27 protein-coding genes and 1 tRNA gene are annotated in these 26,855 nt (G+C 68.4%); 15 read left to right on the top strand and 13 right to left on the bottom strand.

Annotated elements, in window-relative coordinates:
• The first annotated feature begins 16 nt into the window (after window positions 1-16).
• Both NK1_RS20640 and NK1_RS20635 read left to right on the top strand, forming a co-directional pair.
• On the top strand, window positions 17-1,264 hold the full coding sequence (locus NK1_RS20640; RefSeq protein ID WP_063010967.1) for a PucR family transcriptional regulator: 1,248 nt from the start codon (window positions 17-19) through the stop codon (window positions 1,262-1,264).
• A gap of 113 nt (window positions 1,265-1,377) precedes the next feature.
• Window positions 1,378-2,136 (top strand): dihydrodipicolinate reductase C-terminal domain-containing protein, encoded by a 759-nt coding sequence (locus NK1_RS20635; protein WP_167354279.1) that lies wholly within the window; start codon window positions 1,378-1,380, stop codon window positions 2,134-2,136.
• Here the strand turns inward: NK1_RS20635 and NK1_RS20630 are convergent.
• Window positions 2,049-2,798, bottom strand: a complete 750-nt coding sequence (locus NK1_RS20630; RefSeq protein ID WP_063010964.1) for a GntR family transcriptional regulator — start codon at window positions 2,796-2,798, stop codon at window positions 2,049-2,051. The genes NK1_RS20635 and NK1_RS20630 overlap by 88 nt on opposite strands.
• A gap of 190 nt (window positions 2,799-2,988) precedes the next feature.
• Here NK1_RS20630 and NK1_RS20625 point away from each other — a divergent pair, with 190 nt between their 5' ends.
• Window positions 2,989-3,534 (top strand): acyl-CoA dehydrogenase family protein, encoded by a 546-nt coding sequence (locus NK1_RS20625; RefSeq protein ID WP_157104370.1) that lies wholly within the window; start codon window positions 2,989-2,991, stop codon window positions 3,532-3,534.
• Between the two features lie 37 nt (window positions 3,535-3,571).
• On the opposite strand, the gene NK1_RS20620 is transcribed toward NK1_RS20625, so the two are convergent.
• Genes NK1_RS20620 through NK1_RS20585 form a run of 8 tightly spaced genes read right to left on the bottom strand, consistent with a single transcriptional unit; the run spans window position 3,572 to window position 11,606 of the window.
• On the bottom strand, window positions 3,572-4,708 hold the full coding sequence (locus tag NK1_RS20620) for an LLM class flavin-dependent oxidoreductase (protein WP_063010960.1): 1,137 nt from the start codon (window positions 4,706-4,708) through the stop codon (window positions 3,572-3,574).
• 9 nt (window positions 4,709-4,717) lie between these two features.
• Window positions 4,718-5,824, bottom strand: a complete 1,107-nt coding sequence (locus NK1_RS20615) for an acyl-CoA dehydrogenase family protein (protein ID WP_063010958.1) — start codon at window positions 5,822-5,824, stop codon at window positions 4,718-4,720.
• A gap of 1 nt (window position 5,825) precedes the next feature.
• Window positions 5,826-6,896, bottom strand: coding sequence for an SDR family oxidoreductase (locus NK1_RS20610; RefSeq protein ID WP_063010957.1), 1,071 nt, complete (start codon window positions 6,894-6,896; stop codon window positions 5,826-5,828).
• Window positions 6,893-8,242: a nitroreductase family protein gene (locus tag NK1_RS20605; RefSeq protein ID WP_063010956.1), complete on the bottom strand. Its 1,350-nt coding sequence runs from the start codon at window positions 8,240-8,242 to the stop codon at window positions 6,893-6,895. The genes NK1_RS20610 and NK1_RS20605 overlap by 4 nt, the downstream gene beginning before the upstream one ends.
• The gene (locus tag NK1_RS20600) at window positions 8,239-8,979 is read right to left on the bottom strand and encodes a class II aldolase/adducin family protein (protein WP_063010955.1); all 741 of its coding nucleotides are present in this window, start codon (window positions 8,977-8,979) and stop codon (window positions 8,239-8,241) included. Before NK1_RS20600 ends, NK1_RS20605 begins: the two co-directional genes overlap by 4 nt.
• Before the next feature lie 29 nt (window positions 8,980-9,008).
• Window positions 9,009-9,269, bottom strand: coding sequence for an acyl carrier protein (locus NK1_RS20595; protein ID WP_063010953.1), 261 nt, complete (start codon window positions 9,267-9,269; stop codon window positions 9,009-9,011).
• Complete coding sequence (locus tag NK1_RS20590; RefSeq protein ID WP_063010951.1) at window positions 9,266-10,696, bottom strand: class I adenylate-forming enzyme family protein; 1,431 nt, start codon at window positions 10,694-10,696, stop codon at window positions 9,266-9,268. Before NK1_RS20590 ends, NK1_RS20595 begins: the two co-directional genes overlap by 4 nt.
• Before the next feature lie 22 nt (window positions 10,697-10,718).
• Window positions 10,719-11,606, bottom strand: a complete 888-nt coding sequence (locus NK1_RS20585; RefSeq protein ID WP_063010946.1) for an alpha/beta fold hydrolase — start codon at window positions 11,604-11,606, stop codon at window positions 10,719-10,721.
• Window positions 11,607-11,720: 114 nt separating this feature from the next.
• On the opposite strand from NK1_RS20585, the gene NK1_RS20580 reads away from it, so the two are divergent.
• Both NK1_RS20580 and NK1_RS20575 read left to right on the top strand, forming a co-directional pair.
• Window positions 11,721-13,997 (top strand): MMPL family transporter, encoded by a 2,277-nt coding sequence (locus tag NK1_RS20580; protein WP_063010944.1) that lies wholly within the window; start codon window positions 11,721-11,723, stop codon window positions 13,995-13,997.
• Window positions 13,994-14,599 carry a DJ-1/PfpI family protein gene (locus NK1_RS20575; protein ID WP_063010942.1) on the top strand — a complete coding sequence of 202 codons (606 nt, stop codon included), beginning with the start codon at window positions 13,994-13,996 and terminating at the stop codon, window positions 14,597-14,599. The genes NK1_RS20580 and NK1_RS20575 overlap by 4 nt, the downstream gene beginning before the upstream one ends.
• A gap of 109 nt (window positions 14,600-14,708) precedes the next feature.
• Here the strand turns inward: NK1_RS20575 and NK1_RS20570 are convergent, their stop codons facing one another.
• Both NK1_RS20570 and NK1_RS20565 read right to left on the bottom strand, forming a co-directional pair.
• A complete protein-coding gene (locus NK1_RS20570; RefSeq protein WP_063010940.1) occupies window positions 14,709-14,900 on the bottom strand; it encodes a winged helix-turn-helix transcriptional regulator in 192 nt (63 codons plus the stop codon).
• A 187-nt stretch (window positions 14,901-15,087) separates the two neighbouring features.
• On the bottom strand, window positions 15,088-15,540 hold the full coding sequence (locus tag NK1_RS20565; protein ID WP_063010938.1) for a DUF6325 family protein: 453 nt from the start codon (window positions 15,538-15,540) through the stop codon (window positions 15,088-15,090).
• A gap of 313 nt (window positions 15,541-15,853) precedes the next feature.
• Between NK1_RS20565 and NK1_RS20560 the strand changes: the two genes are divergently transcribed.
• The 9 genes from NK1_RS20560 to NK1_RS20520 all read left to right on the top strand — a co-directional run bounded on the left by NK1_RS20560 (window position 15,854) and on the right by NK1_RS20520 (window position 24,556).
• Window positions 15,854-16,378, top strand: a complete 525-nt coding sequence (locus tag NK1_RS20560) for a cysteine dioxygenase (protein ID WP_063011048.1) — start codon at window positions 15,854-15,856, stop codon at window positions 16,376-16,378.
• A gap of 44 nt (window positions 16,379-16,422) precedes the next feature.
• A complete protein-coding gene (locus tag NK1_RS20555) occupies window positions 16,423-16,815 on the top strand; it encodes a rhodanese-like domain-containing protein (RefSeq protein WP_063010936.1) in 393 nt (130 codons plus the stop codon).
• Window positions 16,816-16,975: 160 nt separating this feature from the next.
• Window positions 16,976-18,040 carry a hypothetical protein gene (locus NK1_RS20550; RefSeq protein WP_063010934.1) on the top strand — a complete coding sequence of 355 codons (1,065 nt, stop codon included), beginning with the start codon at window positions 16,976-16,978 and terminating at the stop codon, window positions 18,038-18,040.
• A gap of 618 nt (window positions 18,041-18,658) precedes the next feature.
• Complete coding sequence (gene qhpG / locus NK1_RS20545; RefSeq protein WP_063010932.1) at window positions 18,659-20,155, top strand: flavin-dependent monooxygenase QhpG; 1,497 nt, start codon at window positions 18,659-18,661, stop codon at window positions 20,153-20,155.
• Between the two features lie 49 nt (window positions 20,156-20,204).
• The gene (locus NK1_RS20540) at window positions 20,205-20,825 is read left to right on the top strand and encodes a hypothetical protein (protein ID WP_063010925.1); all 621 of its coding nucleotides are present in this window, start codon (window positions 20,205-20,207) and stop codon (window positions 20,823-20,825) included.
• A complete protein-coding gene (locus NK1_RS20535; RefSeq protein WP_063010923.1) occupies window positions 20,826-22,103 on the top strand; it encodes a cation:proton antiporter in 1,278 nt (425 codons plus the stop codon).
• A 265-nt stretch (window positions 22,104-22,368) separates the two neighbouring features.
• Complete coding sequence (locus NK1_RS20530) at window positions 22,369-23,652, top strand: cytochrome P450 family protein (RefSeq protein WP_374726634.1); 1,284 nt, start codon at window positions 22,369-22,371, stop codon at window positions 23,650-23,652.
• A gap of 146 nt (window positions 23,653-23,798) precedes the next feature.
• A tRNA-Gly gene (locus NK1_RS20525) sits at window positions 23,799-23,869 on the top strand.
• Between the two features lie 387 nt (window positions 23,870-24,256).
• Entirely contained in the window at window positions 24,257-24,556 is a 300-nt protein-coding gene (locus tag NK1_RS20520; protein WP_063010920.1) for a hypothetical protein, read from the top strand.
• A 58-nt stretch (window positions 24,557-24,614) separates the two neighbouring features.
• On the opposite strand, the gene NK1_RS20515 is transcribed toward NK1_RS20520, so the two are convergent.
• Window positions 24,615-25,394: an enoyl-CoA hydratase-related protein gene (locus NK1_RS20515; RefSeq protein WP_063010919.1), complete on the bottom strand. Its 780-nt coding sequence runs from the start codon at window positions 25,392-25,394 to the stop codon at window positions 24,615-24,617.
• Between the two features lie 73 nt (window positions 25,395-25,467).
• Window positions 25,468-25,800 carry a hypothetical protein gene (locus NK1_RS20510; RefSeq protein WP_063010918.1) on the bottom strand — a complete coding sequence of 111 codons (333 nt, stop codon included), beginning with the start codon at window positions 25,798-25,800 and terminating at the stop codon, window positions 25,468-25,470.
• A 249-nt stretch (window positions 25,801-26,049) separates the two neighbouring features.
• Here NK1_RS20510 and NK1_RS20505 point away from each other — a divergent pair, with 249 nt between their 5' ends.
• Complete coding sequence (locus NK1_RS20505) at window positions 26,050-26,835, top strand: alpha/beta fold hydrolase (RefSeq protein WP_063010917.1); 786 nt, start codon at window positions 26,050-26,052, stop codon at window positions 26,833-26,835.
• The last annotated feature ends 20 nt before the right edge of the window (window positions 26,836-26,855 follow it).

The following is a 26,855-nucleotide window of genomic DNA, read 5'->3' as shown; positions in this document are numbered from 1 at the left end:
CGCCGATGGGGGTGTGATGACCGGTGCGACGATCGGACCCGAGGCCCGCGCATGGCTGGACAGCCTGATCCCGGACCTACTCGACAACAAGCAACTCGAGTCGATCGTCGCCTACACCGACGGCCACATTCTGCGGGACGTGCCGGAGATGGATACGCCCGCGCTGCGCGCCAATCTGCACGCGAGCACACTGGCCCTGGGCCGGATCATGCTGCCCAATCTCGCGACGGGCGCCACCCCCACCGAACTTCCGGACGAGGCCTACGTGCTCGCGGAATCGATCGCGCACAACGGCATGGACCTGCGGGTCCTGCTGCGCATCTACCGTTCCGGACAGCAGGCGATGATCCGGGTACTGACCGATCAGATCAGCCTGGCCTCCCTCGACGCCGACGCCACCCGTGAGCTGGTCCGGCACGCGGCCGGATGCGTCACCGACTGGGCCGGCACCTGCGTCGAACAGCTCAGCCCGACCTTCGCCACCCAGCACGCCCCCGACCAGCCCGGCCGATTCGCCCGCCGCCGCGAGACGGTGCGCGCGATCGTGTCCGGGTCCGTCATCGATCCCGCGGTGGCCGAACTGCGGCTCGGATATTGCCTCGACGACGTCCACCTGGCCTATCTGTTGTGGCTCGACGACGACGCGCCCGGCAGCCTTGCCGACCTCGAACGGGCCGCCCAGCGCATCGCGGCACAGCTCGACGCGCGCGGCAGTTTCGCCTTGGCGGGCGGAAGCCGCACCGTGTGGGCCTGGGCCCGCACCAACCGGTGCGCCACCCCGGAGCTGTCCGGTCTGGCCGCGGCCGGTTCGATGCGCCTCGCCTTCGGCCTTCCCGCGCCCGGACTGGCCGGGTTCCGCCGCAGTCACCTGGAATCGCTGGCGGCGCAACGTATTCAGCGTATGCGGCGGCGCACCGGCCGGGTGGTGCTCTACGACTCGGTCGAGCTCGACTACCTGGTCAGTCAGGACGACGAGGCGATGCATGCCTTCGTCGAGCGCGAACTCAGCGCGCTGTCGGGGCCGGGGGCGGCGCTGGCTCGCCTTCGCGAGACCCTGGGGTGCTATCTGGAGCGCATGTGCAGCGTGGAATCCACCGCCCGCGAGCTGGGGATACATCGCAATACCGTCCGATACCGCCTCGAACGCATCGAACACCTGCTCGGCCATCCCATCGAGGCGCGGCGTCTGGAACTCGAGGTCGCGTTGCGGTGCGCGGCATCGCTGGGCATCGACGAATCCGCCCGCGACACCGGCTCAGGTTAACGATGCATCACGAAAAGGTCTGTGGCACTGGATGTTCGGTCCAAGAACGCGGTGCGCGGATCGGCCGACTCCGCCATGGCGCCGCCCACGCCGCGGCCGTAGCGTCGCTGCCCATGGTTGTGAACACGGTCGTTGTGAACACGGTCGCCGTCGTAGGGTCGACCGGCCGGCTCGGCAGTGCCGTCGCCCGCGAGTGCGCGCGGCGCGGGCTGCCGATCGTGGCCGAGGTGTGGTCCGGCGGCCGGCGGATCGGCGCCGAGCGTCCGGATGTCGTCGTGGACGCGAGTCACCCTGCGGCACTGGACGATACGGCGGAACTGTGCCGGCGCACCGGTTCGCCCCTGCTGTACTGCGTCTCGAATCCCGGCGGTGAGCGGCTGCGCCTGCTGCGCGATCTGAGCGCCGAGATTCCCGTCGCGCTGGCCACGAATCTCAGTCCGCTGCACTGGATTCAGGTGCGGACCGCGGCGTTGGCGGCGCAACTGGCGGGGGCGATCACCGACGACGCGGAGACGATGATCGTCGATCGTCACCCCGCCACCAAGCGCGATGCCCCGTCCGCAACCGCACGCCTGCTCCGGGAGACGATGGGCGGGCACGCCGACATCACCTCCGTGCGGTACGGACCGATGGTCAGCGATCATCACATCGTCTTCACCGCGGGCCCGGAAACATTGGAACTCAACCATTCCGTGCGTGACATCCGCGCGGCGGCACTGGGTGCGTTGCGGCTGGCCGGGGAGTTGGTGGGGTTGCCCGCGGGCTGGTTCACCGCCGCACAACTCTACGATCGCATCGCCGAGCGGTCGGCGGGCGAATCGTCTCCGGACCCGTCTGTGGATTCCTCCCACATCCCGACCCGATCCAGATGAGCGAGGAGGCGCTGCGCCGCGTCGGCGAACAGCACCCGCGTCTCGGCGTCGATTTCGTCCATATCGGCGCGCCGTATCGCGCCGACCAGCCGCTCGTGACTGGCGACGGCGAACTCACCCCAGGAACGATCGACCGAGTACAGGCGATGCGGTGCGTACCATCCCATCTTCAATTGGAACGACGCCAGTTTCGGCGCGCGCGCAAGGCGGTTGAGTTCGCGGTGGAAGGCGAACTCGGCATCGGAGATCGCCTCGGCATCACCTCCGGCGACCGCCGCGCGCAGCGAGCCGATCCGGTCGTCGAGCCGTTGCGACGCCTCCGGAGTGAGCCGGCGCGCCGCGCGGCGGGCCAGTTCGTTCGCGATCTGCCGCTGTAGCCAGAACACATCCATGACGTCGTCGCGGCTGAGCTCGCTGACGACGAAGCCGCGGCGCGCGCCTGGTTCGACGAAACCCTCGCCGCGCAGGGTCAGCAGCGCGTCGCGCAACGGTGTGATGCTGACATCGAGTTCGGCAGCGGTGTCCTCCAGGTGGATCGTGTCCCCGGGGCGCAGCGTGCCCGCCATGATCCGGGCCCGGAGTTCGTGAGCGACCTGGTCCGAGAGCTGGGATCGCTGCCTGCGGGACCTGCCCGGCGAGCCCTCACCGCGTACTGCCGCCACCCACCGTTCTCCTGTCCGGTTCCACCGTTCGTCCGACAACTGCCTTCAGCCTAGAGACCGGGGCATGCGGTCTTCGTTACCGGCGGTGCTGGATAGTTCGTCCAGCGGACCGGACGCCGGTTCGTTCACAAGCGACGAGCGGGGCACGGCCGGGGGCTTCGAGAATGGCTGTGATTCGAAGGAGGGAACGATGCCCACCGCGTCGGCAGACCACCATGAACTCACCGCGTTCCGCATTCGTCGCCGTACCGCCGGAACCGGTGATGCCGGAGACCGGATCAGACGCTATCTCGCGCACGAGCGCGCGGCCGGTTGGCCCCGGCCACTGGCGCAGGGGGCCGAATGGTGTGAGCTACTGGACGAATTCACCTCCGGCCCCGAGTTGGCCGATGTCCAGACCAGAGCCTGCTGGATGGGCGGATACTGGTCGGTCATCGGCACCAAACTGCTCGGCGTCCGCACGCACGCACCCCGCTGGGGCCTGCTGCTGGCACGCACCGATCCGGCAGCGACCGGATACGACGGCCTCACCTGTTTCATCTGCGATATGACCGCACCCGGCGTGGCCGTCGCCAAGGCCCGGGCCACCCCTCGGGCCGGCGTGGACACCGTCCTTCTCGACCGCGTGGAACTCCCGCGCGACTATTGCCTCGGCGAGGTCGGCGACGGCTGGCGCGTACTGCAGGCGATCGGCCGCGACGGCGGTGGCTCCTCCCGCCTGCCCGGAGGAGCCTGACCGCCGCCGCGGTGCTGCCCGATCGGATGCCGCCGGATCAGACGCTGACGGGCGCGTTCGCCATGGCGGCCCGCACTTCGGCGCGCCGAGCGGACCCGGCGGTGGCGGCCGCCAGAGACTTTTCGACTCCCGCGTGCCAGCCGCGCAGCGCCGGTGCCACCTCGCGAGCGAAGGCGCGCAGACTGCGTTCCAGCAGCGGGTTCGGCACCCACCCCGGCACGAACAGGATCAGGGTGTCGAGACCGCCCAGCCGCGTGGACAATTCGGTGATCCGCTCGACGCAGCTCTGCGGCGGCCCGACGATGAAGGCCCCGGCGTCGATCAACGCCTCGAGTGCGGACCGGCCCGCGCTCTCCGAGCCGGGCACCGGCATACCCAGCGTGCCCCGGTACAGCTCGAGGCGCTGCCGCATCCAGCCCTCGAAGATCTCATCGATACCGCTTTCCCTCGAGTCACTCACGTGCACGAAGACATTCAGGCGGATCGGCCCCGCCGCGTGCTCGCGCAGCACCGCCAGCCGCTGTGCCAGCTGACCGATCGGATCGCCGACCATGCCGGCCCGCAGCGCACCCCACGGTGGCGTCAGATTCAGCAGCGGGTGTGTGCCGGTGCCGGCCAGTTGCTCGATTGCGGGGTCGCCGAGCGAACTCGCCACGACGACCTCGACGGGATCACGATACGGGCGCAGCTGCAACTGGGCCTCCCGGGCGGTGAACCACGGTGTGCGCACGTCGACCGTCTCGCCGCGCACCAGCGCCGTCACCGTCTCCAGGGCCGCCGCGAAGTGCGGGCGCACCTGCGCCGGGTCCACGCCGATCATCTCCATGTCCTGCACGAAGGCTCCCGGACCACAGCCGAGCAGCGTCCGACCGCGAGTGAGATTGTCCAGCAACAGGATTCGTTCGGCCACGTGCACGGGGTGGTGATACGGCAGCGGCACCACCCCGGTCCCCAGCCGGATGGTGCGGGTTTCCCGGGCGAGCGCCGCGATCAGCAGGTCGGGCGCCGTCAGGGTGCCCCACCCGCCGGCGTGGTGTTCGCCGATCCAGATCTCGTCGAAACCGAGCTCCTCCGCCAGCAGCACCAGGTCGATATCGTCGCCGAGCGAGTGGAAGGGATCCTGCCGGGGCGGATGGAAGGGCAGGGTGAAACATCCGAAAGAGGTGGGCAGCACCGTTGGCTCCTAACGTAATTGCGCCGCGATGGCGATCTTCTGGATTTGCGGCGTGCCCTGAACCACTTCCAGCAGATGCGCTTCGGAAGCCCACCGCAGGACGGGTTCGGCCGCGTCGAAGGCCCGCGAACCCAGGGTGCCGATGGCGGTATCGGTGGCCCGCCGGGCCGTGCGGGTCGCGTGCAGTTTCGCCTGGGCGGCAAGCACTTGCGCGTCTGGACGCTGATCTTCGACCGCGGCGCACGCCGTCCGCAGCAGCGCCGCGCTCGCCGCGATATCGGTGCTGATCTCGGCGAGCGGGAACGCGACACCCTGGAAATCGATGATCGGGCTGCCGAATTGGTGGTGTTCGGCCGCATAGGCCCCGGCCCGGCCCACCGCGGCGCGGGCCAGGCCGAGTGCACAGGAGGCCACCCCCAGCCGGCCCTGGGTGAACAGGCTCTCGCCGGCGAGCATGCCGCGGTTCACCCGGCCCACTACGCTGTCGGCCGGCAGCGTGACCGAGTCGAACCGGATATCGCCGGACGGGAGACTGCCGGCTCCGGTCGTTTTCGGGCGGTGCGTGACCGTGATGCCCGGCGCATGCGCGTCCACGAGAAAGCAGGTGATCCCGCGCAGACCGCGATCGGCGGTCTTGGCGTAGACGAACAGCAGGTCGGCGATCTGGGCGTGGCCGATCCACTGTTTGGTGCCGTCCAGGACGTAGTCGCCGTCGTCGGTGCGCCGGGCCGAGGTCCGCATCGCCGCCAGATCCGAGCCCGCGCCCGCCTCGTTGAAGCAGTTGGAGGCGATCAGCCGGCCGCGGCACATGGCCTCGAGATAGCGCGAACGCTGCTCGGGTGAGCCCGATTCGGCGAAGGCACAGATCGACAGCACCTGGTAGTGAATGGATTCCGCCAAGCCGACCCAGCGCTGCGCGAGGTCGGAGATCGCCGAGCAGAAGGCCCAGCGGTCGCCGGACCCCGGCACACCGGCGATGACGAGTTCGGCCGGCCCGGTGTCGAGCAGCGCGCGGAACAGTTCGCCCGGGTGGGCACCGGCGGCTTCCTGGGCGGCGACCTCCTCCGCGTTCAGCGTGCCGGCGATGGCGGTGAAGGCCTCGCGGTCGAAGCCCACCTCAGCGCCCCGCTTCGACGAGCCCCGCGCGAGCCCGGAAGAGCCCCGCGAGTACCTCGGGCGAGATCTCGATATCGAGCGCGCCACCGGTGTGCGCCGCACCGCCGGCGAACTCCTTCGGTACCGTGAAACATGAACCGTAGGAACGAATTTCGGCATCGCACTGTTCTTCCAAGCCGAGGCACGACGCGGTGGACTCGACGTAGTCGGGCGCCGCCATCCGCAGGGCGTCGAATGCCGCGGCGAGCACCCCGCCCAGGGTGGCGGTCCGCGCATTGGTCACGTGGACGATCGGGGCGCCGACCTCGGAATCGAGGGAGGCGGTGACGATCGAGGCGACCGCCGCATCGACCGGAACCAGATTCAGTTCGAGTGCGGGATCGAGCGCGATCGCCATGGCCCGCATGCTCATCAGCGAGCCGACCAGGGCTTCCACCCCGTGCTTGGTGCGGGCGATCGCGTCGAACAGACCGTAGAACGGCGAGGTGCCCACGACCTCGAAGGTGCGGCTGTGACCGGTCACGATGCCGGTCCGCCAGATGCGGGTCGTCAGCGCCGACGCACCGGCGAGCTGTTCGATCGCGAGCTGGCTGCGTTCGAATTCGTTACCCGCCCCGGCGCCGTCGACGGGGTCGCCCTCTTCGATGCGGCCGGTGGCCGACCCGGACACATAGGCCGTGCCGAGCAGTTCGAACCGGGTCACTCCGGCCGCCTCGGCGGCAGCGAGCAGAGCGCGGGCCGCCTCGACGTCGACGGCGACATCCCCGCCGGGAAGTTCGTCCTCGACGACCACGCGCTGCGGGCAGTGCCAGACGTCGCCGATCGTCCCGGTGGCCACCGCGGCCTGTGCGCTCTCGGCGATATGCAGCCGTTCCGCGTGGCGGTCGAGGAAACCGTCGCCGTCCTCGCCGTCGTATCCGTACGCGCTCGCGGCGGCCCGCAACACGGTCGCGACGTCACCGGTATGCGGTGCGGCGGTGGCGTGGACGGGCCGATCGGTGCGGTCCAGCAGTTCCAGAATCAGTGCGGCTCCGAGCAATTCGGTGGCGCCGTCGACCAGATATCCGGTCACGATGTTCTCCTCAGCGTGTCGTTCTTCGTCGTACATTCCGTCGCGGTGCCGAACGCGATCGCCATCAGCGGCGTGACGGTGTGGCCGAACACCGTCGACAGCCGTTCGTCGTCGAATCCGCCGACCACCGTGTGCCCCACCTCCGCGCGCACGGCGAGCAGTTGCAGCGTGGCGGTGAGCAGGCCGATCTGCAGCAGACAGGTGCGAAACATCGCGACGGCGTCTTCCGCACGGTCCGAACGCATTCCGGCGATCAGGAACAGATCGGCGTCGGCCATCAGCGCCTGGCCGCCGAACAGGTCCGCCACGGCCGAATCGGAGAGGTGGCCGATGTCGGCCACCCCCACCGACTCCGGCACCGCCTGCCGGACGGCGGCCACCCGGGTCTGCTCATCGCGTACGGCGACACCGACGACGATGCTGTCGCGCAATCGATCCGGCCAGTCCGTCAGCGCCGCGCCGATCGCGCGGAACAGCGGCGCGCAGCGTTCATAGTCCAACTGCCCTCGCCGCAGGCCCCGGGCCGAACGGCGCCGGGCCAGCAGATCCTGAAGGTCGGCCGGAACCTCGGCGGCGGCCGCCACGGGCACCAGGGATTCGTGCGGTGACTCGGCCACCCGCATGGCTCGATCGAGCCGGATGGTCCGCTCCAATTCCGCTGCCAGCATGGGCGATTGCTGCCAGACGGCCGGCCCGGTGACGATATCGGGGTGCTGCTCGACATCACCGGCCGCGGCCGTGGCGCAGTCCACGACCGCCGCGCAGGCGACGATCTCGCTGTCGGGCAGGCCGAGCGATTCGTGGATTTGCGCCAGCGACCAGTTGTCCGGATAGGTCACCGTGCGCCGCTCGGCGCCGCACACCTGGGCGAGGGTGCCCATCACGATCCCCGCGTCGAGCAGGCAGTAGCGGTAACCGCGAAAGCCGTAGCGCTGCAAGGTCCGCCACAGCGTGCTGGTCACCACGACGATCGCCTGATCGTCGCGGGCGGCGCAGACGGCGGTCACGATATCGCGGTCGATGCGGGCCAGTTCCCGGAAGAGCCGGCGGTGGAAGTCGTAGGCGAGTGCCGTCCAGTGTCCCTCGAGAGCGACGACGCAGACCACCTCGGTCGGATACAACCCGCCCGCGGAGGGCGCGCGGCGGCGGATCCGGCCGCCGTCGGAGGTCGTGCAGCCGTATCCGGATTCCAGCAGTCGCTGCAGGGTCCGCAGCCGGTCGTCGCCGGGCGTGCGCACGGCAGGTCCGCGCAACGACTCCGACCGCACCCGCCCGAAGACCGGCCGGACCTTGGAAGCGGAGCTGTCGAGCTGTTGCCGGCGCAGCACCCGTTCCATGCGGATCACGGCGCCACCGCCCAGTCCCGCACGTGGGGGTGACGGTGTTCGATCGCCCGCACGCCGTAATCCCAGTAGCTCTTCACCGCGATATCGCTGTAGATGTAGTCGTTCTTCGCGTCGATGTCGCTGCCGGTCGAGCTGAAGAACTTCACTCCGGTGGCCAGCGCCTTCAGTTGCAGTTCGCAGGCGCGTTCCAGCAGTTGTGCGGCGACCACGGCATGGCGCAGCGTGCGCCCCACGATCACGCCACCGTGGTTGCGCAGGAAGGCCGCCGGGGCGGTGCCCAGCGCCCGCGCGACGGCCCGGCCGGTTTCGATATCGAGAATGGTGTTGCTGGTCACCGTGAATCGTGGGCAGTGGTCGACGAAAGGCGCCGCGTCGTGCGAGAGTGCGGCCAGCTCCACATCCAGCGCGCCGAAGACCAGGGTGTTGGGCGCGTGGCTGTGCACGATCGCGTTCACGTCCGGTCGGGCGCGGTAGATCGCCTGATGCAAGGGAAGTTCCGGCGGCGCCATCCGGTGCACCGGCAGTTCCGGATCGACCTCGGCGACGATCATGTCCGCGGGCGTCGCCTCGCTGAAGCCGCACAGCGCGCTCTTGATCAAGAAATGGTCGGTACGGGGCAGACGGGCCGATATCTGCCCCTGATTGAAGTCGTCGTGTCCGGTATCCGACAGCTGCAGACTGCCGAGGGCGAGATTGACGGCCAGCCGCTGCCGGGCGGGCGTCGGGCTCGATGTCATGGCGATTCCTGATTCCGGCTCGGCGCGGGTCAGGCCGCGATGCCCAGCTTGTCCGCGATGTGATCGCACATCACCTGCACGTCACTCATGACCGCCTCGTCGACATCGTCGTCCCACTCGATGCCGAACTCGTCCTCGACGGCCACCAGAATGCGCAGGGTGGCCAGCGAATTGAGCCCCAATCGGCGCAGCGATTCGGGGCCGCCCTGAATATCCGACTCGTCGATCTGCCCACCCGACTCCTTGACTATCAGGGATTTGAGAGTGCTCATGATCTCTGCGTGGTTCATCGCGAAGCTGTTCCTATCGCTGCCAGTCCGGCGGACATGATCTTGCCCGCGGAGGATCGGGGCAGCGCCGGCACGATCGTCCAGCGCTGCGGAATCTTGAAGGGGGCCAGGGATTTTCGGCAGTGCTGGACCAGTTCGTCGCGCGTCGCGACGGTGGATTCCACATACGCGCACAGCACGGTCTCCGATCCGGCGCCCTCCCCGCGCACCAGGGCGCCGGTGACGGCGGGATGGCGCTGCAGCACCTCCGAAATCTCGGCGGGATCGATCTTGCGTCCGGCCATGTTGACGATCCGGTCGGCGCGGCCGGTGACGAAAAGGTCGCCGTCGTCGAGGTATCCGAGATCCTGGGTGCGGAAGTAGCCGTCGGCGTCGAGATGGCTGCCGAATTCCGGCGGCCGCGGATCGAGGTACCGGGTGGCCATCGATCGCGTCCGGACCGCGATGCGCGCGGCCGGGTCGTCCGCGCCGCCGGTCCGATGGGTGGCGATGTCCACCCCGGGCAGCGCCCGGCCCAGCGCTCCCGCGGTCCGGCCGTCGTTGAAGGTCACCGGGCCTACTTCGGCAAGCCCGTAGTAGTTGCACACCGGCCGTCCCACCGCCTCGAACCACCGGCGCTCGACATCGGCTGTGAGCGGCGCGGCCGAGCTGACCAGCAGGCGTAGCGAGGTGAGCGCGCTGAGATCGCGTTTCGCGAGCACCTCGTAGATGAACGGAAACGCCACCAGCACCGACGGCGCGACGTCACGCAGCGCGTTCAGCAACTGCGAGGGAATCGGGCTCACACCGGGCAGGATCAGGGTGGCGCCGGAGGCGAAGACCGGTAGCAGCGACGTGTTGAAGGCGAGCCCGTTGTTGATCGAGGCGAAACACATCACCGAGTCGTCGGCGTCGAGCCCGGTCGCGGTGCGCCACGCCGCCGCGGCATTCACCATGGCGGCGCTGCCGAAGCCCAGGCAGCGGGGTGCGCCGGAACTGCCGGAAGTGAAGCGGCCGAAGTCGATACCGGTCAGATCGTGTGTGGCACAGCCGTTTTCGTTCGCACCGGTGCGCACCGTGCGCATCGCACCACCACGACCGCGGTAACCGGGCAGGTCGTCGTCGCCTCGCCGTCCCGAGATCACCACGGAAGCGCCGGTGCGGCAGGCCGTGTCCTCGATCTCGCGCTCGCTCCACGCCGGATCGCCGATCAGCGGGACCAGGCCGGACCGCAGTGCGCCCAGCAGGAATGCCACGTCGTCGGGCGTATTACCGGGTAAGAGCAGGAACGGCGGCCGCGGAACGACGCGATGCAACCAGGCAGCCACGTCGCGGGCCGCCGCATCCAGATCGCGGTAGCTGTACCCGCCCGAGACCCCGTCGCCGACCGCCGTGCGGTCACCGAAGTCGGCGGCCCACCCGGTCAGGAGCGTGTCGAAAGTAGTCATGGTTCGACCTCGGCCGCGACGGTCAGCGGGCGAGTGTCGCCCGGACGAACCGGTCGATCGAGGCTTCGAATTCGGCGGTGGCCTCGAAGTACGGCGCATGGCCCGAATTCGGGATCACCTCCACCTCGGCATCGGGCATGATGGCCGCCACCTCGCGCATCATCGCCCCGGAGGTCTGGAAGTCGTTCTCGCCGGCGGAAAGCAGGACCGGACAAGCGATTTGACGCAGGCGGTCCGGTTCGTCACTGACCGTCAGCGACGTCTTCAGGTTGGTTATCAACTGCTGCTGCGAACTCAGCGCGATGAATCGTTCCTTCAGCGCGAGATAGGCCGGCGAGCCGCCGAATTCGACGGTGTGGTGCGAGTAGATGAGCGGATACATCTCGTTGAACAGCGCCGTCGGGCCGACGTTCGTCACCGTCGACAGCCACGCCTGAATCAGCCGGCGCCGCCGCCGGCCGCCGATGGCGTTGAAGACCGGGCCGTACAGCGCCAGCCCGCCCACCTCGTCCGGGTAGGCCAGCGCGTACTCCCGCGCCAGCAGCGTCGAGTCCGACGAGGCGACCAGATAGGGGCGCTCGACCCCGAGGTGGGTGAGCACGGCGCGCAGGTCGTGGATGTGCCGCTCGAAGTCCACCACCCCGTCGACCTGCGTCGACGCCCCCTTGTTGCGCATGTCGTAGGAGACGATCGAGTACTTGGTCGCGAGCTCGGCGCTGAAGTTGCGCCACAGCGGTGCGATCAGGAAGAGGTTCGGGATGAGCACGATCGTCGTCGGCGATTCGATGCCGTAGCGCTCGTAGTAGATGTGCACGCCGTCCTCGGTCTCCAGCCTGCTGCCGGCGATATATCCGAGGTCGTAGGCGTCGATCTTCTCCGCGGTGACCGCTTCGACCATCAGCTTCTCCATTCTGGAACTCGATGCTACAAATAACTTATAAATAGGAGCGACTTCCGGAATGCTACTGACGCCTCGACGGGCGTGCAACCCGCCGGGGCCCGCCCCGAAACCTTTGGGAGCCTTATGTTCACGCGCCTGGCGGCGGTCGTACTGCGAGCGCCGCGCATCACCCTGATCGCCGCCTTCCTGTTTCTGCTGCTGGCAGGCGGCTTCGGCACCTCGGTGCTCACGCAGCTACCGGCCGGCGGTTACGACCCACCCGATGCCGAATCCTCCCGAGCCGAGCGGATCCTGACCGACCGCTTCGGCGCCGGTGGTTTCTCCCTCGTGTTCGCCGTCACCGCGCCGGACGGCGTGGACAGCGCCCCGGCCCGCGACCGGGCCGGGGCGATCCTCGCCGCATTGCATCAGTCGTCGCAGGTCAAACAGGTCGTCTCCTATTGGGACGAACCGGCGCAGCAGCGGTCGGCGCTGGCCGGCCGGGACGGGCGAACCGGGCTGATCGCCGGGCTGGTCGCGGGCACCGACAAGGACGCCATGCAGCGTGCCCACGACATCGCCACGCCCCTAATCGGCGATCGGGACGGCGTCACGGTCACCGCCGGTGGTCAGGCGGTCTCGCTGTACGAGCTCAACCATCAGTCGCAGGTGGACGCGGTGAAGATGGACATGATCGCCATCCCGCTGACGTTCCTCGTGCTGGTGTGGGTTTTCGGCAGCGTACTGGCGGCCTCGGTGCCTCTCGCGATCTCGATGTTCGCACTCGCCGGATCGGTGGCGTGGCTGCGAATCCTGGTGTCGTTCACCGATGTCGCGGTCTTCGCGGTCAACGTCGCGCAAGCACTGGGCCTGGCGCTGGCCATCGACTACACGCTGTTCATCATCAGCCGGTTCCGCGAGGAGAAGGGCGCCGGCCTGACACCGGAGCAGGCGCTGATCCGCACTCTCAACACCGCGGGGCGGACGGTGGCGTACTCGGCGCTGACCGTCGGCATCGCCATGTCGGTGATGCTGGTGTTCCCGATGTACTTCATGCGTTCGCTGGCCTTCGGCGGTCTGGGCGCCATCGCGTTCTGCCTGATCGGCGCGCTGGTGGTGGCGCCGGCGCTGATCGTCGTACTCGGCGACCGGCTGGACGCCCTCGACGTCCGGCCGCCGATCCGGCGGCTGTTCGGCCGCTCCGGCGCGGCGGCTCCCGAGGTCCAGCGCACCGCCTGGTACCGGGGCGCGATGTTCGCCATGCGCCGCGCCGTGCCGGTGATCGTGCTGGTCTCCGGCCTCCTGGTGATCCTGAGCCTCCCGCTGCTGGGAGCGCGGTTCGGCTATCCCGACGACCGGGCGCTGCCCGGCAGTACGCAGTCCCGCCAGACCGGTGACGTGTTGCGCGCGCAGTTCCCGGTGGACAGCCAGGGACGAACTCCGATCGTCTTCCCGGACGCCGCCCCGCCCGCCGCCGAACTGACCGCCTACGCCCAGCGGTTGTCCCTGGTCGACGGGGTCGTCGCCGTGCAATCCCCCGGCGCCACCGTCGCGAAGGGACAAGTGGTGTCCGACCGGGCGACGGATGCGGCCGCACATGCGGATGCTGCGTATCTGACGGTACAGACGACGAAGGACCCGTTCTCGCAGGCCGGGCGCGACCAGCTGGCCGAACTCAAAGCCGTTACGGCGCCGGGCGAAACCCTGTTCGGCGGCCTGACCCAACGCGATCTGGACGCGGTGCACGGCATCAGCGACCGGCTACCGCTCGCGCTGGCCCTGATGGTGCTGGCCACCGCCGCCCTCCTGTTCATGATGACCGGCAGTGTCGTGCTGCCGTTGAAGGCCATCGTCATGAACGTCCTGTCGCTGACCGCCGCGATCGGCGCGATGGTGTGGGTGTTCCAGGATCACCACCTGGGAGGGCTCGGCACCACCGCCATCGGGCGCACCGTGGTGACCATGCCGATTCTGCTGGGCTGCATGGCCTTCGGTCTCGCCATGGACTACGAGGTGTTCGTCCTCTCCCGCATCCGGGAGGAGTGGCTGCGCTCGGATCGCTCCGACGCCGCGAGCAGGCAGTCCGTCGCGGTGGGGCTCGCCCGCAGCGGACGGATCGTGACGGCCGCCGCCACCGTCATGGCCATCGCCTTCGCCGCGATGATGGTGTCGCAGGTGTCCTTCGCGCGCGGCCTCGGCTTCGGCTTGACGCTGGCCGTGCTGATGGACGCCTTCCTCGTTCGCATACTTCTCGTGCCGGCCTTCATGAAGGTGATGGGGCGCGCCAACTGGTGGGCGCCGAAACCGTTGGCGCGCTGGCACAATCGCCATCAGTGGCGGGAAGAAGGTCCGGCGGGACCAGCGCTGGGCAGCATCGAATCGTCCGATCCACGTCAGCTCTCGGAGGAACCACGTTCATGACGACATATGGGGTACTGCTGTTCGAGGACGTCGAGGAACTCGACTTCACAGGGCCGTGGGAGGTGTTCATGGTCTCGGCGATGCTGCGCGAGTACCAGGACCGCGCGGTGCTGATCGCCGAACGCACCGATCCGATCCGCTGCGTCAACGGGATGCGCGTCCTGCCGGATCACACCTTCGACGACCACCCCTCCCTGGACGTGCTGCTGGTGCCCGGAGGCCAGGGCACCCGCCTCCAGGTCCACAATCCGGCCCTGGTCGACTGGATTCGCACCACCTCGGCCGGGGTGAGCTGGACGGCGGGCGTGTGCACGGGGGCGTTCCTGCTGCACAAGGCGGGTCTGGCGAGCGGGCGGCGCATCACCACGCATCGCCTGTTCCACGAATCGCTCCAGGCCCGCGGCGACGTCACCGTGGTGACCGGGAGCCGCTACGTCGTGGACGGCAATCTCGTAACCTCCCAAGGCATTTCGGCGGGCATCGACATGGCGCTGTGGTTGATCGGGGCCCTGCACGGCCGCGATCACGCCCGGCGGGTGCGTGAACACATGCAGTACGAACCGGCCCCGCCCTACCTCGCGGACGAGCCCGACGTGCGGTGACGAGGTCCGGTGCCGGACCCCGGGGCCACAGCCTGGCACCGCTTCGTCTCGGCCGGTCGAGCGCGAGGGACGATCCGCGTTCGACCGGCCATTACCGCGGGGGCTCGGGCTACGCGCCCGCCCGCTCGGGCGCCCCGTCGAGCAATTCGCGCAGATGCGCGCGCGACCAGGTGCACAGCTGATGGACCGTGGCGAGCAGGTCGCGCCCGGCCGGGGTCAGGGAATAGTCGACGCGCGGATTCGGGGTGTGGTGGTCGTAGCGGGCGACGGCCGCCGCCTGCTCCTGTTCCGTTCCGCTCACCGCGTACCTCTCACCTGGAAGTGCGTACTTCCCCAGCGTAGGGATCGACCGTAGCGTGCGAGGGGTGCGGATTCTCGAGACCTATGCCCGTCTGTTCGTACCCGGCACCCGGACGGGACGCGGGTCGAGTACGTGCAGTGGACGGACGAGGTGCGCATCCACGTCCTCGGCAGTTGAATAACCGGTGTCAGTTCTTGTCGTCGAGGCTGTCCAAGGTCGTCAGGATCGCCTCGACCGGGATGCGGCCGGCGGCGACGGTTTCGGCGCCGTTGCGCCGCAAGGCCACCGACAGCGGTGCCGCCCAGGTGTTTTCGTAGATCAGCACGGCGGCCGAACGCCCGGGGTGCAGCGCGGCGCCCGCCTCCCGCAGATCGCCGTCGTCGAGTACACCCGTCGTCTCCTCGGCGAACAAGGCCACGCTCGCTTCGCAGTCGAGCCCGATATCGGCGATGTCGATGCCGGTCAGCGACCCGTCGCCCTCTTTCCGGAGAAACGCCAGGTTCAGCACGCGGATGATGCCCCGGCCGACCAGATCGCGCAGCACCGGCAATGCCGAACCGTCCGGCGGGCGGCCCGCGGGGAACTCGATGACGAGATAGTCGATCGGTCCCATCTCATCGATTCCGGCAGCACTGGTCATCCGAGCACCTCATCCGTGGCCGGATCACCGCGGTGATTCGGCGAGACAGCAGCTGATGTCACGCCGTCGGCGACGAGGACCTCTGCCACCGGCGTAACACCTAATGATTCGAAGCCGCGCCGCTCGCGGATAAACCGGGAATCGATTCCCGGGGCGCAGGCCGTCGGACACGGTGTCTCATTCACGTGGCAGTCCCGCCACTCGTTCATCCCGTGCGGCGGGCCGCGGAGTTTCGCTCACGGTGAGTCTGGATGGTGGCAAACCGCGTGTGGCGGCGAAGAATTCGCGTGACCGCGGTGTGGAAGGGGTAGTGGTGACGACGTCCGTGCCTGTGCGACTCGAGCACGCGAAAGATATTCATCCGGGCGTCGACGTGCCACTACTTCGCGAGGCCGTGGTGGCCGAACGCCCGCTGTGGACACCGGCCGAACTGCACGAACTCACCGCGGTGGTGGCGAGCGAACTGGCCACACCGCTGCTGGATATCGTGCGGTTCGACACCACGCGGCGCTGGTGGACCCGGCTCGCGCTGACGATGGGCGTGGAACTGTGGTTGCTGTCGTGGGCGCCCGGCCAAGGCACCGAACCGCACGACCACGGCGGTGCGTCGGGTTCGTTCACCGTCTCGATCGGCGAACTCGACGAGGACTATCGCTACCCCACCGGCCCCGTACGCTCGGCCGGTCGCCGCGCCGGCGACACGATCGCGTTCGGCCCCGAACGCGCCCACCAGCTGCACAACCGCAGCGCTCGACCGGCCACCACGGTGCACGCCTACTCGCCACCACTGCGACCGGTCCGCGAATACCGGTCGCTGCGGGATTTCACCGGTGTGTGACCATGCCGGTAGCCGCCATCGCATGATCGCCGAGGAGTGACGGTATGAGCGCCGAGGACCTGCTCGCCCGGGCACGCGCCGGGCTGAACCGCGTCGAGCCCGTCACCGCCGCGCAGCGGTTGGCCGAGGGCGCGCTCGTGGTCGATATCCGCCCGCACGCCGACCGCCTCGCCGAGGGCGAGATCCCCGGCGCGGTCGTCGTCGAGCGCATCGTGCTGGAATGGCGGCTCGACCCCGGCGGTGCGCATCGGCTCCCGGACCTGACGTCCGACACCGAGGTCATCATCGTCTGCAACGAGGGATACGCGTCCAGCCTGGCCGCCGCCGACGCACAGCGTCTCGGACTGGCCCGCGCCACCGATCTGGCCGGCGGGTTCCGGGCCTGGAAGGCGGCCGGCCTGCCGGTAGCTCCCGGCGGCACTCCCGCCGTTCCGTAGCACCGCCGGCACCTTCCTCGCAGCACCGCGTCTACCTCCCGGTTCCCGGAATTCTTTCACCTGCAAACGATCTGGCTGAGAATGTAGACGGGCAAACGGAATTACGAGGAGTGCGATGACCAGGTGTGCGCATTATGTCGGAAGTGTTCCAGCCGAGTTGATGACCGGGGATGCTGCGGTGCTGCAGTGGTTCGCCGATCGCAGTGCGGGCCATCCCGTGACCGGATTGCCCTGTGATCTGGATCCGGACTGGATCCTCGACTACCTCCGCCGGCGCAGAGAGCACGAGGACGTCTTCGATGTCGTCCGGACCGGCGATTACTCCGACTACAGCGATTTCCCGAGTTACGGCTTGCGCCCGGGGGTGAAGCTGGAACCGCGGCACGTGGCGATGGACCGGCTCGACCGCATCGACGCCGTGGTAGCCGCCTTCGACCAGGTGCGCGCCGGGCGGCCCGAACTGGACGGGACGAGATTGCAACTGAGCCAACCCAATCCGCTGGATCTTGCGATGTTCGTCTTCGCCGGTGCGGCGGTGTCGAACGGTTTCCCGCTCGGTCCGGCGCTGCGCCGCTCCGATCTCATCGTGGCCGCGCTGCGGCATCTGCCGGTGTTCACCGAGGCCGCACTGCACGAGATCGCGGAGGTGAACGCGCGCTACGGCGATCGCGTGGTCTGGCAGGTCGAATCACCGTTCGCGCTGCTGGGCATGGTCAAGGCCGACCAACTGGGTGCGAAATGGGCGGCGGGGCCGCTGCTGGCTCGCCAGCTGGCCGGGGTACTCACCGGGATACACGAGATCGGAGCACAGGCGGTGGTCCACCTGTGCTACGGCGATTACCAGCACAAGGCGCTGCTCAGCCCGCGTTCGCTGGCGCCCGCGGTCACCCTGCTGAAGCACACCGCACGCCGGCTGCGCGCAGACGGCACTCCCTTTCCGGCGGTGCACATTCCGTGTGCGTACGGTGCCGAACCCGCGCCCCGCGACGCCGCGTTCTATGCGCCCCTGCGCCGGCTGGACCCGGACTGGAACGTCATCGCGGGGGTGGTGTCACCCGATTCCGCCGACGACAGCGCTCACGCCCTGCAACTGTTCGAACAGGCGGCCGGGCGTACGGCGTTCGGCGTCGCGACCGCGTGCGGTCTCGGCCGCTGCAGTGTCGCGGACGCGCAGCGCGCTGCCGAGACGACCGCAGCACTGACCGCCGAGACGACCACCGGTTGAGCATCCCGGCACGGGTCGCGGTGCCGGGCGTCAGCGCCCTGACGCACGGCGCCGCGGCCCGGCACGGGCGTCCGCCACCTCGCCGGCATACCGCAATCTTGTTCGGCCCCAAGGATTCTGCGTCGCACACCTCGCGACCAGGGCAGACCCGGAAGGGAGCCGCCGGAATCCGGCGGATGCCACGCGGGAACCGGACAAAGGCCTTACTCTGGATGAGTCGGTGGAAGTGGGGTGATGCCGGACGTGACCAACCGGGACCGCGACCCCGTCTCGGGTCGTCGTCACTGTTTCTTCCGCTTTGCTCGCCGAAAACGGCACTCACGTAACGCAACGTCGCGTCCCCTGTCGTGACCCCTAGCCGCGCATCACAGACAGCGGCATTTTCGTACCTGCATCAGCTATCTTTCAGCTACTCATGACCTGCATGAACTTGCATCGAAACTTGCTGTTTCCCTTGATGATTCAAGTACTGCTGATAAACTGATTTCCCGTGTGCCGAAATCGAGTTAACAAGCGGCTACGGAGGTTTCGGATTTTGTCGTAGGACATGCCATCCGGACTCGGTCCGGTAGCCGATCCGGCGCACCGTCCGTTCGTACGCAGTTCCAGGGAGTTGCTATGGGGAACAACGAAATTCCGCGCGTTCTGGTGGTAGGCGGCGGCCCGGCGGGGTCCACCGCCGCCGCACTGCTCGCACGGTCCGGAGTACAGGTGACCCTCCTGGAGCGGGATACGTTCCCGCGCTACCACATCGGAGAATCACTGCTGGCCTCGTGCCTGTCCACGCTGCGGATATCCGGCGCCTACGACCGGGTCGCCGCGCACGGCTTCCAGATCAAGCGCGGCGGCTACTTCCAGTGGCAGAACGACACCTGGTTGCTGGACTGGTCCAAGCTCGTCGATGCCGAGGCATGGTCCTGGCAGGTCGACCGGGCCACCTTCGACGACCTCCTGCTGCGCAACGCCGCCGACCAGGGTGCGCAGGTCATCGAACAGGCGACCGTCAAGAACATCCTGTTCGACGGTGAACGTCCGACCGCGGCGGAATGGGTCGAGGCCGGCGACGACACCGTCCACACCGCCGAGTTCGACTTCCTCGTCGACGCCACCGGCCGAGACGGGTTGCTGGCCAAGCACTTCGGTATGCGGCGCCAACATCCCGCCTTCCGCAACGTCGCGATCTGGTCGTACTGGAAGGGCGCACATCTGCACCCGGACAGCCCGGAGGGCGCGATCAACGTGGTGTCGACCCCGGAGGGCGGCTGGTTCTGGAACATTCCGCTCGCCGACGGTCGTACCAGCGTCGGCTATGTGATCTCGGCGCGAGTGGCCGCGGAAAAGCTGCGCGGGCACGATTCGCGCCAGTCGTACTACGTGGAGACCATCCGGGAGAGCAAGCCGATGTGCGAAATGCTCGAGGGTGCGGAGCAGATCGCCGACGTGCGGGCCGAACAGGACTACTCCTATGTCGCCGACCGGTTCTGCGGGCCCGGCTACGTCCTCGTCGGCGACGCGGCATGCTTCCTGGACCCGTTGCTGTCCACCGGAGTCCACCTGGCGACCTATTCCGGGCTCGTGTCCGCGGCGGCGATCGCGACCACACTGCGCGGTGAGATGTCCGAGACCGATGCGCTGGCGTACTACGAATACACCTACCGCCGCGGCTACACCCGGTTCCTCTCCCTGGTCTCCCGGATGTACGAGCACTACATCGGTTCCGAGGAATACTTCGCGCACGCGCACAAACTCACCGACGTCCACGACGGCGATTCACCCGAACAGTCGTTCACCCGGATCATGGCCGGTCTGACCGACGTCGGCGAGACCACGGGCGATCAGGACCGTACCGGCACCGAGGTCATCGTCTCCGAGGCGGAGCGCCTGCACACCGCCCCGGACACCGACGGGGTCAACATCAAGTACATGGGCGGACTGGATATGTCGCCGGTCTGGGACCACTGGCGTGATCCGCTGTCCGACACCGAGATGGGCGAGATCCGCATCACCACCGAACCGGTGTTCGGCCTGACGAGCCGCCCGCGCTCCGACGCCGAGCGCGAGGCCGTGGCGCTGCCGGTCCAACCGCCCCGCAAGGGCGCCGGCGCCGCACTCTAGCGGTGACGTCACCAGGACTCCCGGTGCGAACCGAGACGTGGAGTCGACAGTGACCGTCACAGGATCCGCCCCCGGCCCGCTGAGCGAACCGACGCCCAGCGGGCCGGGATTCCGGACGAACCCGGCCACGCAGATCGAGCGATTCCACCACCCCACGACCCGATCCCTGCTGTCGGGCGAGGGCCTCACGACCACGGCGCTCGAACACATCCTCGAGACGACGTTGAGCGTGCACGTCCTGCGCCAGCACCAGGTTCCGCCCCGCACACTGCCCACATTCATCGTCGACGAACTCCGGCTGCGGGATGCCGAGGGCGCGCTGGTCCGGCGCTCCCGTCTGGTCACTCCGGCACTGGCGATCGTCTCGATCAATTACGTTGTGGCCGTGCCACAGTCGGCCGCCACCAGCGGCATCGACGATGTCCGGATGCCGATCGGCCACGGCTTGCTCACCCGCGGCCTGCCCCAGCGCCGCCGCCTGCTCTGGGCGGGTATCCGGCCGTGGCCGGACGGCCGGCCCAGTGCGTCCAGGGCATACATCATGACGCTCGGCCGCCGTCCCGTGTGCTATATCCGCGAAGTTTTCCATCCCGCGGTCGTCCCGCCCGCACACACGACCGGGCCGCTGCCGGAACCGGCTCTGCGAGATGATGTCTCCGAGGAGAATTGAGTGCCTGCTCCCACCATCACGGTCCTGCTCGACCTGGTTCTCATCATGGCGGCCGCACACCTGCTCGGCTGGCTCGCCGAAAAGATCGGGCAGCCACCGGTCATCGGCGAGATCGCGGCCGGAATCCTCGCCGGTCCCACCGTCATCGGACATCACCTGTCCGCCACCCTGTTTCCCGAAGCCGGACGCTCGTATCTGACGCTGCTCGCCAATATCGGAGTGGCGGTGTTCATGTTCGTCGCCGGTCTGGAACTCGATCGGGAGATCTTCCGCGGTGCCCGCCGTTCGATACCCGCGGTGTCGGCGGCGGCCTACGCGATCCCCTTCGCGCTGGGAAGCGCGGTCGCGATCACCGTCCTGGCACGCCACACCACCGGCAACCGGCTGCACTTCGCCCTGTTCGTCGGCTGCGCGATGGCGGTGACCGCCTTTCCGGTGCTGGCGCGAATCCTGCACGACCGCAATCTGGTTCGCACCGAGATCGGACAGCTCAGCCTGGCCTGCGCGGCGCTGGTCGACGTGGTGGCGTGGTCGGTCCTGGCCGTCGTGCTCGCGCTCGCGCACCCGGGCGGCGTCGGGTGGCGGCTCGTCCTGCTCCTCCCGCTGGTCGGCCTGCTGTGGTGGTTCGTGCGGCCGCTGCTGGCCCGGATCTCGGAATCGGGCACCCAGCAGACGATGATCGTGCTCGGCGTGGGTGGTGCGCTCGGGCTCGCCGCGATCACCGAATGGATCGGCTTGCACCTGATCTTCGGCGCTTTCGCGTTCGGTGTCATATTCCCGCGCGAACGCCGCCGGACGGTCGAGTCCGGTGTGCGAATTCTGTGCCTGCTGCTGATGCCCGGCTTCTTCGTGATCGCCGGGCTGGCCGTCGATCTCGGCTCGGTCGACGCGACCTCGATCGGCGAATTGATCGCGGTCATCGTGGTGGCGGTGGCGGGAAAGGTCGGCAGCGTCTACGTCGCGGGCCGGCTGACCGGGATGCGGTCGCGGGCGGCCGCCGCCGTGGCAGCGCTGCTCAACACCCGAGGTCTGACCGAACTGGTGATTCTGAACGTGGGCTTGACGAGCGGCCTCATCGGCACCCAGTTGTATTCACTGTTGGTGATAATGGCCCTGGTGACGACCGCCTCGACGGCGCCGATGCTCCGTCTGCTCGGCATATCGCGCGGCGGCGACCTGTCGTGGCGTCCGCCGCACGCACCGGACTCGGAGCACCATCCGGATCCGGACGCCGTGACCGCGGCAGTGCAGACGCCGGATATGAGCGGAAAGCACTGAACCGCAAGTACATCCGATCGACTCCGGGCGCCGGCGGCGGCAGCCCTCCTCCCATGTTCGCAGACACCGTCCCCGCGTCGCTGCTATGTTGCTTGCGTGGGCGAACCGCCAGGCACCGCACGACAGGTCATCGAAGTCTGCAGATCTGTGGGCGTCGAGACGGTCCGGCATACAGTCTTCCTCGCACCGCCCATGTGAGTGCGACACGTGCCGCACCCGCCGAGCTCTCGTCGAATTTCTGTTCCATCCGTCTGGAGTCCCGTCTTTGACCACACCACAGTCACCCCTCCCCGAGCCCTACACCACGGCGACCGGAATGTGCCCCGTCCAGCACGGCTCGCCCTTCGATGCCGACGACGACCGATTCCCGATGTACACAACCGAATTCGTCGCCGATCCCCACGCCGCCTATCGCGAGATGCGAGGGCAGTACCCCTCCCTCGTTCCCGTCGAGCTCGCCCCCGGTGTGCCTGCCACCCTGGTCATCGACTACGCCGTCGCGGTTCGCATCCTCAACGACCCGGACCACTTTCCCTCCGATCCGCGCACCTGGCAGAAGACCATTCCGCAGGATTCACCCGTGCGCCCGATGATGGAGTGGTATCCGGCGGCCCGGTACAACACCGGTGCGCCCCATGCCCGCTACCGCGCTCCGTCGGTCGCCGCGATCGACCACATCGACCTCCACAGCGTGCCCGCGATCGTGGAAAGGGTTGCCGTTCCGCTGGTCAACTCCTTCTGTGAGCAGGGATCGGCCGATCTCGTCATGCAGTACTCGTTCCCGCTCGTCCTCGAGGTCCTCAACCGGATGGTCGGCTGCCCCGCCGACATCGGGACCCGAGTCGCCAACGGCATGGCGGCCCGGTTCGACACCGTCAGGGGTCAGCAGGGTATGGACATGCTCAAGGAAGCGCTCATGGAACTCATCGCGTTCCGGCGCGAGCAGCCCGGCGACGACGTCACCTCACAGCTGGCCCATCATCCGAACGGCCTCAACGATATCGAGGTGTTCGCCCAGCTGATGTCCTTCTACGGCGCCGGCTTCGAGGCCCAGCGCAACCTCATCAACAATGCGCTGATGCTCATCCTCACCGATGAGCGATTCCGGTTCGGCGACATCCTCGGCCGCAACCTGTCCACCACCGACGCCCTCGACGAAATCCTGTTCAACGACCCGCCGATGGCCAACTTCTGCACCACCTATCCCCGGCAGCCGATCATGATCGACGGCGTGTGGCTGCCCGCCAACCAGCCGGTCCTGATCAGCCTCGCGGCATGCAACAACGATCCGAAGATCCGCGGCGAAGCGGCGAGCAGTATCGGCAACCGTTCGCATCTGGCCTGGAGTACCGGGCCGCACGCCTGCCCCGCCAAATCGGTGGCCTATCTGACGGTCCAGAACGCCATCGACCAACTCTTCGACGCGCTGCCGGAGATCCAGTTGGCCGTCCCGGCCGCACAACTGGAATGGCGGCCCGGCCCGTTCCACCGGGCACTGACCTCGTTGCCGGTCGTCTTTCCGAAATCGCCACCGCTGCCCGTGATGTAGCAACCGCATCCCCCGGCCCGGGCGACCGCCGCGACGGTCGCCCGGCCGGGTGGCGATTCGCCCCATCGGGGCCGGGCCGTTCTAGGTGGGAAGTTGTGACCTCGGGGACGGCCTCTGCTATCTTCTCTGCAGTGCCTCACGCGCCGGCCGGTGTAGTTTAGTGGTAGAACATCAGCTTCCCAAGCTGAGAGTGCGGGTTCGATTCCCGTCACCGGCTCTCTCTTCTTCCCCGCGACAGCGCCCATCGGGTGCGCGATACGTCCATCCGGACGAATTCCCTTGTCTCTCTTTCACTTCGGCTGCCGGTGAGCTACCGACAGCCGATGACTTCGGCCGGAGTCTTCATCAGCCGACGCCGAGGTCGATGCCGAACGTCACCTCGATCCGCCGCACGGCGAGATCCCTGCAACCGCGGCGACCGAAACGCCCGAGCCCGCGTACAGCGCTGATTCCGGCCGAAAGGTTAGGCGGGGCGAATCGTGGCTACCCCTCCCGAGGTGCTGGGTGCCGTGGACGTCGAGCGGCCGGGTCGGAGGGCCGGTCCACGGCACGGATCTATCGCACCGACCGTGACCTGTGACGACGGCGGAAGGAAACCGGACAGATGCTCATGCTCACGCCCACTGCCATCGAGGCCGTTCGCACCATCACCTCCGCGGACGGGATGCCCGACGATGCGGGACTGCGCATCTCCACCAACGACGGCGCCGAGACCCTGCAGCTCGCAGTAGCCGCGGGGCCCGCGGACCAGGATCAGGTGCTCAATGCGGAAGGCCCGCGGGTCTTCCTCGACGAGCACGTCGTCGACTTCCTGGACGACAAGATTCTCGACACCGGACTGGGCCCGGACGGGCAGGGCACCTTCGTGCTCGCCCAGCAGGACCCGAACACCGCGGGGCACTAGACCGACGCCGATTCGGCTCGATCACGGCCGAATCGGCGCCCTCCCGCCGACGGCCGGCCTAGTCCGGCCAGACCGGCGTGCGCTTGTTCAGGAAGGCATCCATACCCTCGCGCGCACCGGGCAGCTGGGACGCGGCGGCCATGACCTCGAGCGCGATCGCGTAGGCGTCGTCCTCGGGGCGGTCGAGCTGTGCGTACAGCGTCCGCTTGCCCAGCGCCTTACTCGCCCGGCTGCCCCGGGTGGCCCTGGTGAGCAGGTCGGTGACCGCCCGGTCCAGATCGGCGTCGGGGACGGCGCGATTGATCAGTCCCCAGTCGGCGGCGGTGCGGGCATCGATCGGATCGCCGGTGAGGGCGAGTTCCATCAGGCGTTTGCGGCCGATCGCCCGGGCCACCGGAACGGCCGGGGTGTGGCAGAACCAGCCGCCCTTACCGCCCGGCAGAGCGAAGCCGGCCGATTCGGCGGCGACGGCGAGATCGCAGGAGGCCACCAGCTGGCATCCGGCGGCGGTCGCCAGGCCGTGCACACGTGCCACCACGACCTGAGGCACGGATTCGACGGTCGACATGACCTCGGTGCACAGGGCCAGCAGGTCGCGGACGCCGAGCAGGTCGCGGGCGGCGACATCGGCGAAATCGTGCCCGGCGGAGAAGACGGGACCGTTCGCGGCCAGAACGATCCCGCTGGCATCACTGCCGCCCGCCCAGCGAAATGCCGACAACAACTCCCTCAGATGCTCGGCCGAGAGCGCATTGCGCCGGTCCGGCCGATTCATCGTGATGCGAACGGTCTCACCGTTGCGCTCGACGAGCAGGTGCTGGTACTCCGCTGTGGCCATACCCCACGGTAGATCGGTCCGGAGGCGTTCGGGCGGGCGAACTCGTCGAGCGATCGGTGATCGGCGCGCGGTACTACTGCGGCGCCGCGACGCAGGTGGTCGCGATCTTCTGGGTCGCCGCGCGCGCCTTGTCGGAGTCCTCCTTGCTCAGGCCGCCCATCGAACCGTCGGCCACCTGGGCATTGCTGCCGGGCTTGGTCATCTTGCGCAGGCCGTCCTGCGAAATGCCTTCGTCCACATAGAGTTTGGCGGCGCAATCGGCGAGTTTCGCATCCTTGAGGCCGCTGGACTGCAGGGACTTCGACAGGTCGGCCTGGGTGACGGTCGGCTCCGAATCCTTGTCGGAGCCGCACGCACCCAGCAGCGGCAGGGCGATGCAGACGGCGGCGATCAGCGAAATCCTCAACTGTTCCTCAATTCTCAGGCGTATCAGCTATGGCGCGCTCCGGCGGGACCGGACACGAACCGCGCAGGTGATACTGCCGCATCACGCGGCCGGACAACAGTCCGAGTGTCGCGAATACGGAGCCTTCACAACGGCGCCGCGGCCGGATCCGTCGTTCGCGGGGCCGTGACCTCTGTTGGCATCGCGTCAATGATTGCTAGGGTGTCCCCGTTCCTCGTCGGCGTCCGAGTCTCGGTGCGGGAGTTTCGAATGATGTTGAACCATCACCGGGTCGGCACCGGTGAACCCCTGGTCCTGATCCACGGCGTCGGCAGTCGCTGGCAGGTGTGGGAACCGGTCATCGACACGCTGGCGGCCCATTTCGACGTCATCGCGGTCGACCTTCCCGGTTTCGGCGGGTCCGACCCGCTCCCGCACACCACGGTCGACACCCTCACCGACGCCCTGCACGCATTCCTCACCGAACAGGGCCTGGAGCGTCCCCACCTCGCCGGCAACTCCATGGGCGGCCTGATCGCGCTGAACCTCGGGGCCCGCGGTGTGGCGAGTTCGGTGACCGCGTATTCACCGATCGGCTTCTGGTCCGACGCCGGGCGCATCTGGTGTCAGCAGGCGCTCGCCCGCGCGGCCACCCTGGGCCGCGGGCTGCGCAAGCAACTGCCGGCCATTCTCGGCACGCCGGCCGGGCGGACCGCCTTCCTGAGCATCGTGTTCGGCCGGCCGTGGGCGCTGGACACCCGGACCGCGGTGGAGACCGTGGACGGCGTCCTCGGCGCCCCCGGATTCCGCTCGGCCCTGGCCTCTTTCGATCACGCGCGGCTGCGCGACGGTGGGCGGCTCGCCCGCATTCCGGTCACGATCGCCTGGGGCAACCGCGACATTCTGCTCACCTATCGGACGCAGAGCCGGCGGGCGCGGCAGTGGCTTCCCCAGGCCCGGCACGTCACCCTGCCCGGCAGCGGCCACACACCGTTCTACGACGACCCGGCCGGTTGCGCGAAGATAATCCTCGAGCAGATGCCTACCCGCGGGTAACCACGGGAGGCCGATCCGAG

The sequence above is a fragment of the Nocardia kruczakiae NBRC 101016 genome (genome assembly GCF_001612965.1).
Taxonomy (GTDB): Bacteria; Actinomycetota; Actinomycetes; order Mycobacteriales; family Mycobacteriaceae; genus Nocardia; species Nocardia kruczakiae.
The sequence above is the reverse complement of the archived record's forward strand: the minus strand, read 5'-3'. Positions and strand labels throughout refer to the sequence as shown.